Annotated in this window: 8 protein-coding genes and 3 pseudogenes; 8 read left to right on the top strand and 3 right to left on the bottom strand. The window is 30.3% G+C overall.

The genetic code is table 11. The features are described from left to right. From AWV75_RS17995 to AWV75_RS19290, 7 genes and pseudogenes are all read left to right on the top strand, one after another. Nucleotides 1-402: pseudogene (locus AWV75_RS17995) on the top strand (hypothetical protein); the annotation flags it as partial. Between the two features lie 18 nt (nucleotides 403-420). Then, entirely contained in the window at nucleotides 421-612 is a 192-nt protein-coding gene (locus tag AWV75_RS19210; RefSeq protein ID WP_231738198.1) for a type IX secretion system membrane protein PorP/SprF, read from the top strand. Between the two features lie 175 nt (nucleotides 613-787). Continuing rightward, nucleotides 788-991, top strand: a complete 204-nt coding sequence (locus tag AWV75_RS19215; RefSeq protein ID WP_231738199.1) for a type IX secretion system membrane protein PorP/SprF — start codon at nucleotides 788-790, stop codon at nucleotides 989-991. 12 nt (nucleotides 992-1,003) lie between these two features. Beyond that, nucleotides 1,004-2,956: an OmpA family protein gene (locus AWV75_RS18000; protein WP_060875652.1), complete on the top strand. Its 1,953-nt coding sequence runs from the start codon at nucleotides 1,004-1,006 to the stop codon at nucleotides 2,954-2,956. A 691-nt stretch (nucleotides 2,957-3,647) separates the two neighbouring features. Beyond that, nucleotides 3,648-4,790, top strand: coding sequence for a linear amide C-N hydrolase (locus tag AWV75_RS18005; protein ID WP_082711125.1), 1,143 nt, complete (start codon nucleotides 3,648-3,650; stop codon nucleotides 4,788-4,790). A 374-nt stretch (nucleotides 4,791-5,164) separates the two neighbouring features. Then, complete coding sequence (locus AWV75_RS19285) at nucleotides 5,165-5,227, top strand: integrase core domain-containing protein (RefSeq protein WP_197429611.1); 63 nt, start codon at nucleotides 5,165-5,167, stop codon at nucleotides 5,225-5,227. 19 nt (nucleotides 5,228-5,246) lie between these two features. Continuing rightward, the gene (locus tag AWV75_RS19290) at nucleotides 5,247-5,441 is read left to right on the top strand and encodes an integrase core domain-containing protein (RefSeq protein WP_082711127.1); all 195 of its coding nucleotides are present in this window, start codon (nucleotides 5,247-5,249) and stop codon (nucleotides 5,439-5,441) included. Nucleotides 5,442-5,640: 199 nt separating this feature from the next. Here AWV75_RS19290 and AWV75_RS18010 read toward each other — a convergent pair. The 3 genes and pseudogenes from AWV75_RS18010 to AWV75_RS18020 form a co-directional block, all read right to left on the bottom strand. Further along, nucleotides 5,641-6,398: pseudogene (locus tag AWV75_RS18010) on the bottom strand (transposase). A 376-nt stretch (nucleotides 6,399-6,774) separates the two neighbouring features. After that, a complete protein-coding gene (locus tag AWV75_RS18805) occupies nucleotides 6,775-6,996 on the bottom strand; it encodes a hypothetical protein (protein WP_060875653.1) in 222 nt (73 codons plus the stop codon). Beyond that, nucleotides 6,993-7,298, bottom strand: coding sequence for a transposase (locus AWV75_RS18020; RefSeq protein WP_060875583.1), 306 nt, complete (start codon nucleotides 7,296-7,298; stop codon nucleotides 6,993-6,995). The genes AWV75_RS18805 and AWV75_RS18020 overlap by 4 nt, the downstream gene beginning before the upstream one ends. Nucleotides 7,299-7,725: 427 nt before the next feature. Between AWV75_RS18020 and AWV75_RS18025 the strand changes: the two are divergent. After that, nucleotides 7,726-8,210: pseudogene (locus tag AWV75_RS18025) on the top strand (hypothetical protein); the annotation flags it as partial.

Below are 8,210 nucleotides of genomic sequence, written 5' to 3' on the forward strand. Positions count from 1 at the left end.
TTTGTTGAAAACATAGCAATGAATCAAGATTTCATTACCAAACTTGGAGATAATAACGAATTTAAAACAAAAATAGAGACAATCATCTCAAATAGTATAGTTGATTATTCAAGTACAGAGACAATCAAATCAGAAAAATGGATTAATGGTGAACAAATTGCTCAGCGAGTGTTTAATGTTGTATTAACAACTAATACAAATATCATAAGTATTAATAGTGATTTTGCTAAATTGATTTTAAATGCTCGTTTGATAAGTAAAAGTACTAATTCAATTACTGAGGGAGTAGTTGATAAAGAAGTAATAGGTGGAAATACAGTTATCACTTTAGGTATACCTGGATCATTTACTTCTCTTCATCCAAACGGGGAGTATTATTTAATATTAGAGTATGTTAAGTAATAATTTAATTAGATCTATTTGTTTTCAATTAAATTTTTAAAGACAAGTAGGATTTTGGATGTCAATTACGATAAATTACGCATCTATGATGGTACAGATCCGATTGTGAAAACCAATATCAGTAATAAATTTTCAGGTAACGTAGGAGCATGGGTTTATTTATACTCTGATAAAGCGTATGTTGGATTATCCGTTCCAATGGTCAAATAATATTAAAATGATAATGATTATCAGGTGATTAAAGAAAAAATTTACTTTTAAACGATCGAAGGCTATGTTTTTGAATTGAATCTGAAGATTCAATTCAAACCTACTGCTTTAGCGGAAGTAATGACTGGTACCCTTTATAAGTGGATTTAACACCCAATTTTTTGTTTTACCAAAAGTGCACCCTTGGAGTAGCCTATCGTGGGATGCTTCTGTTAGTGGATTGGCAGGATTCCGAGTTACTGATAGTTTGTTTTTAAGGTATACGTATGATGTGGATACCAGCCAACTATTCAGCTACTATTCGATTTCCTATCAGATTTTTATGAAGTTTGAATTATTTAATAACAAAAGAAGAAGAGTGGCTCCTCGCTTCTTCTAAAGACAAGCATATATGGTTAGAAAATATATATTTAATGGCGTCCTGCTTTGTTTACTATTTTTAAGTATAAGTAGCTTGGGACAAAATAGAAAAGAGGGCACAGCCGATCGGAACTACGATACGTATGCCTATATTGATGCAATTAAGGTATATGAAATGATGGTTCAAAAAGGTGAGACAAACGCATCTGTTTTGAGTAAACTAGGTGATTCTTATTACTTCAATGGCAAGTTTGCAGAAGCTTTTAAATGGTATGACGAATTGTTTCAAGGTTCTTATGCCGATAAGAATATAAGTATTTTAGATAAAGAATACTATTATCGCTATGGGCAAACACTAAAAGCGATGAATTATATTGAACAGGCCGATAAAGTGCTGCAAGAGTTTGCCAGTCTTCAGCCTTCGGATTCTCGCGCCCAGTTATTCATTTCCCATGAAGAATTAGTGGATCAAACCCTACCAGAGTCTCGTTTTACCTTGGTTAATTTATCGACCAATAGCAAGCATTCGGATTATGGGGCTACGCTTTTAGACAATCGATTGATTTTTACTTCTTCTCGAGAGAGTGTAGCAATGAAAAACAAGGTTCATAGTTGGACTAATCAACAATACACCAAGTTGTATTCGACCACTATCAGTGAAGACGGTAGCTTTAGTGATCCTGTTTTATTCGCCAAGGAAATTGCTTCTAAAGAGCTAAATATGGGAACTGCTATTTTTACAAAAGACGGCAATACGATGTATTTTACCAGTAATAATGGTTCGGTACGGGGTAGCAAACGCGCTCAATATAACGAGGAAGAATCGTCTTTGTTGAAGATTTACAAATCTCGCAAACAAAGCGATGGAAGTTGGGGAGCAGTGGAGGAATTGACTTTTAACGTAGAAAATTATAACACAGCTCACCCAGCATTAACCCCCGACGAAAAATGGATGTATTTTGTTTCGGATCGTCAGGGAAGTTTAGGACAATCGGATTTATTTCGTGTGAGTATCTATGAAACTGGGCGTTTTGGGCCAATAGAACATTTAGGTCATGAGGTCAATACGGCAGGTCGCGAGACTTTCCCTTTTATTTCGAGTGATTATATCTTGTATTTTTCCAGTGATGGTCGTCCAGGATTTGGAGGTTTGGACTTGTACAAATCAAAGATCAATCCCGATGGGAAGATGGGGGTGCCTGTTAATTTGGGACCAGATATCAACAGTTCTTTTGACGATTTTGGACTGTATATTGATACAGCCTCGAAGAAAGGGTTTGTTACCTCTAATAAAGCAAGTGGACATGGAGTAGATGATGTGTATTTGTTTGTCGAAAAACCGTGTTATCAAATCATGGACGGTGTGATATCAGATATCGAATCCCATGGTGGTATCCAAGGGGTAGAAATTACACTATACGACAAGCAGAACAAAGTTGTTGAAAAGGTGTATACCGATGAACAAGGGTACTATAGTGCTGAGAAGTTATTCTGTGGTCAGCAGTATCGTGTTCAAGTTAACAAAGAAGGATATTTTTCTAAGGAATTTGAAATAGACACTAACCGCGATGCTCAGCAACGCGTTAATATTCAAATAGAATTGATTGAGAAAGGCGATGATTTATTCAAGAAATTAAAATTATCACCAATCCACTTTGATTTTGACTCTGTAGCTATTCGTCCGGATGCACAGGTTGAATTGCAAAAGGTTGTTGACGTAATGCTTGAACATCCAAAATTGGAGATTGACGTACGTTCACATACAGATAGTCGCGGAAATGACGCATATAACATGGCTTTATCTGAACGTCGTGCGCAAGCTACTATCCAATGGATGATAAGCCAGGGTGTAGCGGCAAAACGCTTGACAGGTAAAGGATATGGCGAGAGTCAATTAGTGAATAAATGTAGCAATGGCTTAGAATGTACTGATGAACAACACCAAGAAAACAGACGAAGTGAATTTATCATTTTAGTTTTATAATTTTTTTACAATGTAGAGTTGCTTATTGCAATTTAACATTATATTAAAAAATGCTGTACATAATATAATCTTATCAGTATGATAATTAACTATTGTTTTTTACTTCGTTTATTTATTATGATTTTTTGTTTATCAAACTAGATAATTTAAATGATGCAGTGTTGATTTAAAAAGGTTGCTTTTAGTTGGTGACCTTTTTTTATAGTGTAGTTTTTTCTTTCTTTCTTATTAGTTTATTAAATACTGGTATAGATAAGTTTTGATTTGTTGTTGGGTATTTTTTATTTTTTATAAAATTAAAATATTAAGTTGTTTTTTAATAAATATTTTATAATTTTGAGTTAAATTTGAGAAATATTTAAAGTTTGATTAATCAAAACGACAGAAAAATAAAGGTGTTTCAAATAAATTTTTTAATAAAATAAGTTTTAAATCATAAGCTTTTGAAGTAATGTAATATGAGTATATTCTATCTATAATTAAGAAATAGGATAATTAATAGTAATTATTTACAAAGGAACAATATGAAAGCACGTAAAACTGGTTTAAAAAAATAGTAGGTTAAAAAAGTAAGTAATAAAAATAAATTGGATTTTAGTAACTAAATGTTTACTCTATTAAATAGAGTTAATTAGATTTTTAAGTATTTAATAATAGTTTTAAATATGTAATTAATTTTTTTTTTTTAAATATGAAAAATATAGAAAAATATCTTTTAAGATATATATTTATTGTTTGTGTTTTTACTTCTACAAATGTAATCGCTCAAACAACAGATGGAAATAAGGCTGAGCATGATAAAAAAATCACGGCTCTTTTTGCGTGTACTTCTTTAATTATTAATGATTTAAGTGGTAATGTTTATCATGGTAGAGGTATGGAATTTACAACTGATCAAATTATTACAAGTTTAACGTATTATCCTAAAGGACATGTATTTCAACATCAAGCCCCTGATAAAACACTTGGACTAAAATATGTAGCTAAGTATTCAATTTTAGCACTAACTGTACCAGTAAGTATAGTTGATAATAAAGACGCTATGGAGGGAATTAATGAAGAAGGTCTGTCTTTTAGTTTGAATATGATTACCAATTCAGCTTTGAAAGATATAAAATCTCATGATTATAAGAAATCGGTTCCTTTTGCTTCTTTTGGTGAATGGGGGTTAGCTAATTTTGCAACTGTGCAAGAACTAAAACAAGCAGTAAATGACGTAGCATTTTGGTCTGAAGAGTTGGCTTTGATAGGTGGATTGAAATCTCCTTTTCATTTTGCCTTTTACGATAAAAATGGAGGTAGTATTGTTGTAGAGGTATTAGATGGAGTTTTACAGGTTTATGATAATCCTACGGGGGTAATGACTAATGGTCCAGAATTCCCATGGCATTTAACGAATTTAAATAATTATTCTCATCTTAGTAATATAGACAAAGCAGTAGGCAAAATAGGAGCAATGACTTTGGTACAGCCAGATAGTGGTATTGCAACAAGTATGTTACCTTCTTCTTCAACTTCTGTAGGGCGTTTTGTTCGTGCGTTTTATTTTTCAACTTTTGCTAATAAGGTAAATGACCCAGATATGCAAATAGTAGAATTATCTCATATTATGAATAACTTTGACAGGCCTAAAAACATTACTATTGATACTATAGGAGAAGGAGAAAAATCAAAGGAATCAAAATATATGACAGAATTTACTGTTTGGACTGCTCTTTCTGATTTAAGTAGAGGAGAGCTTTATGTGCGATTATATAGTGATTTAAATTATAGAAAATTTACTTTTGATCAATTCAGAAATGAGTTAAAAACAGTATCAATTCCATTAAAATAAATAAGAACATTTTATTAATTTTTGACTATTTAGAATAATCAAAGAATAACATAAGAAAATCGGTGTAAGAATATTTTTATACGGATTTTTATATTATATATCTAATTCAAAAAATAATCAAGTGATTTTTATTCTTTAAATTAACTGTTATTAAATTCTTCTAACAATTTTATAACGTTCTGTAATAGCTTATAATTCATAACTGTTATTGAGAAGCAATAGTTATTGAAGCTAGATTAACTTATCCTGCAAGGGTGGTAATAGAAACATTAGAAAATCTAAAACAAGAACTAAGTACTCCAAAGTACATTAGATGTGATAAAGGTCTAGAATTTATCTCTAAAACCTTTATAAACTGGTGTTAGAAGAATTTTATAGAAGTTAAATATACTCAGCCTGGCAAACCAATGCAGAATGGATATATAAAGCGTTTTTGATTGACTTTTTCGAGATGATATATTAGATGTTTTTTACTTTAATGATATCTACCACTTACAAAGATTGGCTGATAAATGGAGAGAGGGCTACAATTTTAATCATCCTCATAAAGCATTAGGGAATAAATCTCCTAAAGAATATAAGCCCAGATTTAATGAAGAATTTAAGTTCTTCATTAAATTGAATATAACAAGAATTATTTGTCGAATGTAGAGGTGTCCTAAAATAGGGAAGCTTACAAGTTTAATTATCTATTTGTTTAAAAGTATACTTTACTATTTCTGAATAATATAATATTTAGTTTGGCATTCTATTTCTGAATTAAAAATACTCTGAAGAGATTTTATTAATCTTTGTAAGTTAGGATAATTTGATTATTGCAGATGAAAAATTCAAAATAGCTTTAATGAAGTCATCTTGACTTTTTAGTTTTGTAAAACTTTTTTAGTCCTATAACAATAAAAGCTATGAAGTTCAATGCCATCCAGCTGTAAAGTGTGGTTTCAAATCTATTTAGTAAAGAACGAAAGCTATCGGATCAAGCATTGGTTGTTTTAATAGCATATCTTTCTTTGTATAGTTGTTCATCAAAATAATCATCTACATTATCTTGCCCATTTCGTTTATTATGACAGAGGTTAGTTATTATTTCTTTATTACTAAACTTCTAAGAATCAAAACCAGCATCAGCATTAGTTAATCGTGTAGTTATATGCTCAAAATAGACTTCTATATCAAATAAATCATTGTGATTTCCTGCTATCGGTTTTGACATAGCTAATGGAAAACCTTGAAGATCTGTAAAATATAAAGAATTTGTCGTTTTACGTTTTTTCTACCTTGATAAGCTACTTGTTCTCCGCCTCTTAAAGCTTTAGTATGGCTTCCGTCTAAGTCTGTACTTGATAAATCAATAAGAGACTTATTCTTTTTTAATAATTCTGTCCAACAAGATTGCCATATACCCGCTTTGCACCAATTACGAAAATGACCAAATACTGTTTTATAACTTAATACTTCAGAGCTAAACAAAGCTTGAACTGGTAAACAACTCCATTGGATGCCTGTTTTTAGTTTGTACAATATAGCATTAACTATCTCATAAAGTGGAGCTTTTGATTTAAATCCTCTTTTGGGAAGTGGTAAATGTGGTACTATATCTAATTCTATGCTATACTATCTTTGTGGAGTACTNAATGTGGTACTATATCTAATTCTATGCTATACTATCTTTGTGGAGTACTTGGTACACGGGGTTATAGGTTTTGTTTGTTTAGCGACATAAAGTTCTATATCCACTTTATTATTTTACAAAATTCAAGAGAACTTCATTTAAAATATAATAAAAAAATACACTAAAATAATAAAATAAAAATATTCTATATGAATAGCCATTCTTTCTTCTAATTTAGAATATATAAACCCTTCTTTAACGGCAATATAAGTAATATCGGATACCCAAGCTTTCTCTGGTTTAGTTTGTGTAAACTCTCTATTTATAATATTGTCAACCACTAAATAATTGTGTTCAGAATCTTTGGTAATCCTATATCGTTATTTTTATTGTAAGTTGAGGATTAGCATAACGCTGTTTAAACTCGAAGTAAACTTCTGTAATAATGCGTTTTGGATCTGCTTTAGCTTGTCTGCTTTTATTAAAAGGAGAGCGTTTCCAATGATAATAACTGCTTTTACTTACCTCTAAAACTTTACACATAATCCCAATCGGAAATTCATGTTCATGATTAAATTTGAACAGGTAAATCATTTGCCGGGCTTTAAGAAAAGGGCTATTACTTTTTTTAATATTTCATGCTCTAATTCAACAGTAGCTAGCTTCTTTTTTAACTTTTTTATTCTTTTTTGTTCTGGAGTAAGCTTTTGTTTGCCATTGTCTGGAAAACTACCCTCTCCAAACTCTAGAGTATCTTTACACCATTTATATAGCAAAGTGGCTCGATTTCGAAGTTCACGAGCTAATTCTGATTTGTTTGTTTTTTCCTTAGCCAGTTTAACGACTTGCTGCTTAAAAGTAGGATCGTAAGTCTTTCTAATTCTTTCATAGTTCAAAGATAAGTATTTATGTTTTTAAAGGTTAATTTATTCTTAAAAACTGATTTTTATCATGTTTGGCATAGATTTTGTTTCTATGTTTTTTGAATGAATTTACAAGACTAATTTAGATTAAAATATTAAAAAAAACGTATTTAATAAAAATTAAAAACTGTCTGAATAATACACATTACTTATTGAGTATTCTGAAAATAAAAAGCTGTTAAAAATCGCATATTAAAGTCTTTTTTTTTAAAAAAAAAGTTCAATTTGAGGTTTTTTTTGTTCTTTTTCTCATTATGTTTTTTGTTTTAATTATTTATTTTTAAGTTATTTAGTTTATATTTTTAACATTAAAAATAATAATTTAGTAAAAATATGCTGATATGTTTGAGATGTGTATAATTGAATTAGTTTTGTCTGAAAATTAGAAAAATAACAAACAATGATTAAAAAAGTATTACCTCTTGTAGCACTTATGATAAGTGGTACAGCTTTAGCACAAATTGGAGTTGGAACTAAAACTCCATCAAATGCGGCTCAGTTGGATATTGTATCAACTGATAAGGGAATTTTAATTCCACGTGTAAGATTAGAGTCTCAAAATTCACAGAGCCCTATAATTGGAAATATAGAAAACGGATTATTAGTTTATCATAAAGGTAATGATCAATTATTGGAAGGTTTTTACTTTTGGCAAAATAATGTTTGGAATCAAATAATGAGCGATACTAGCTTTTTAGATAGAAAGAATACGAGCTTTGTTATTGGTAACAATCCTAATAAAAACAATGAAGAATCTTTGATTATTACTGATAGTCAAAATCATAGTGTATATCTTTCTGTTAGTGAAATCGCAAATAGCACCACATTTGTTACAAATTTAGTAGAGAATCAGGAGTTTATTACCAAGCTAGGAGATAACGTAGA

The organism is Myroides odoratus (assembly GCF_001549985.1).
Lineage (GTDB): Bacteria > Bacteroidota > Bacteroidia > Flavobacteriales > Flavobacteriaceae > Flavobacterium > Flavobacterium odoratum_A.